The organism is Ahrensia sp. R2A130 (assembly GCF_000179775.1).
Lineage (GTDB): Bacteria > Pseudomonadota > Alphaproteobacteria > Rhizobiales > Rhizobiaceae > Pseudahrensia.
Genome location: NZ_AEEB01000050.1, coordinates 1 through 1,738, shown reverse-complemented (window position 1 = coordinate 1,738; position 1,738 = coordinate 1). Strand labels below are relative to the sequence as shown.

The window sequence follows — 1,738 nt, the reverse complement described above, 5'->3', positions numbered from 1 at the left end:
CCGTCGATGCGTGGTCCACATCTGTCGGCAGCGTCAGGTTCAGCGGCGTGTTGCCGTCCTCGTTCAGTGTGACCGTCTCGTCGGTCGCTTCAGGCGCATCATTGGCAGCAATGATCGTCACCGTCAGCGTGGCCGTGGACGATGCGCCGAAGACGTCTTCCACCGTATAGGTGATGGTGGGCACAACGCCGTCATAATCACTATCGGGCGTGAAGTCGTAGTCGCCATCGCTGGTGAGCAGGAACAGACCAACACCGGGGATAATGACAGGACCGCCGCCTGCGCCAATCGGCAGGTTCACCGTGGCCGAGCCACCAATGGTAAAGCCGGTCAGGGTGAAGGCGTCACCTTCCGCATCCGTATCGGTACCGGGAGCATCTGTGATCACGTTACCCGTCACATTGCCGTCTTCGGCAACGCTGGTCACATCATCGACCGCATTGGGTGCCGTGTTGGTCCGTGTCACTTCAATCGACAGTTCCGCCGTCGACGTCGCACCGATGGCGTCTGTCACCTCATAGGTGATCGCAGGCATCGGACCATTGATCAGTGTGGAATAGGCCGCATCCGGCACGAAGCTGTAGGAGCCGTCTTCAGCAATCGTCACCGTACCGTAAACGAAGGCACCCGCCGTGATGGTCAACGTGCCGTCGGAACCAGCAGAGACCGCAGCCGTCACCTGTGTCGGGCCATCCATGAACGAGATCGCCGTGATCGCAAACGCATCGCCATCAGGATCGCTGTCATTGGACAGCAGACCCGTGGCTGCAGGCACCGTCAGCGTGACGCCCTGGTCCGTGACCGCCGTATCATCGGTGGCATCGACCGGATCATTCGTCGGGTCGATCGTGATCGTCACCGTGGTGGTGCGCGTGAACTCTCCATCGCTCATGTCATAGGTGATCGTCGGCACGGTACCGAAGTATCCCGCCACCGGATCGAAGTTCAGCTCACCATTGGCATCAATCCGCAGCGTGCCGGAGCCTGGAATGAAGATCGGGGTGCCCGGAGAGATGGTACCGGCGGTAACACCGGCCACACGAACGCCGGTGACCGCCAGTGCCGGACCGTCGATATCGCTGTCATTGACCAGCACATTGCCCGTCACATCGGGACCATCTTCCAGACCGGTAAAGCTGTCAGCCGTGGTCACAGGCGCATCATTGACCGGATTGATCGTGATGGTCAGTACGGCCGTGTCGACGTTACCGTTGGCGTCCTCCACCTCATAGGTGAAGATCGGCAGCGGCACCCCGTCGGTGGAGTTGTAGTTCGCCACCGGCGTAAAGATGAACGCGCCGGACGGGGCAATCGTGAATGAGCCTGCGCCGGGGATCAGCGCCGATGTGTTGATCGCGAACTCCGTGCCGGTGACCGCATCACCCACCCAGTAGCGCGTCACATCAAACGCATCGCCTTCCACATCAACATCATTGGCAGTCGCATCACCCGTGACCGAACCCGTATCCTCATCGGCAGAGATGGAATCATCATTGGCCACAACCGCATCATCGACAGGCAGGATGGTAATGGTGACGGTTGCGGTGTCAGTCCCGCCATTGCCGTCATCGACAGACACCGTGAACGTGTCCGTGCCGTTGAAGTCAGCAGCAGGCGTGTAGGTATACGTCCCGTCCGTGTTGACGATCACTGTACCGTTCGTTGGTGCAGCGCCGAGCGTCGCCGTCAGAACATCGCCGTCAATGTCATTCAGGATCACAGCGCCAGAGACCGGGCT

The 1,738-nt window shown here is 60.2% G+C and carries 1 protein-coding gene; it reads right to left on the bottom strand.

The window, feature by feature from the left end:
* On the bottom strand, positions 1-1,738 hold a 1,738-nt coding region (locus R2A130_RS17135), incomplete at both ends, for an Ig-like domain-containing protein (RefSeq protein WP_009465471.1).